Below are 246 nucleotides of genomic sequence, written 5' to 3'. Positions count from 1 at the left end.
CGTCATCGAGCACGCCGGCGAGGTCGTCGACGTAGTGCACGTCGGCGGCCGCATGCCCGTCGTTCTCGAACGAGAGCGTGTAGGTCACGATCTGATCCGCGACCACGGCCGAACCGCTCTCGGGATCCGACGACTTCGCGGCCAGGACCCGGCCGATCGGGGTCACCGTGCAGTTGCCGTCGAGGCATTCCTCGGGCGGCGTCGTTCCGTTCGGCACGAGGAAGTTCGACGCGACGTTGTCGCCGC

1 protein-coding gene is annotated in these 246 nt (G+C 68.3%); it reads right to left on the bottom strand.

What is annotated here, in order from left to right:
* A partial coding sequence (locus tag SB754_RS22245) for a hypothetical protein (protein WP_410784454.1) occupies window positions 1–246 on the bottom strand: 246 nt, incomplete at both ends.

It is taken from the genome of Leifsonia sp. SIMBA_070, from assembly GCF_046534635.1.
Lineage (GTDB): Bacteria > Actinomycetota > Actinomycetes > Actinomycetales > Microbacteriaceae > Leifsonia.
The sequence above is the reverse complement of the archived record's forward strand: the minus strand, read 5'-3'. Positions and strand labels throughout refer to the sequence as shown.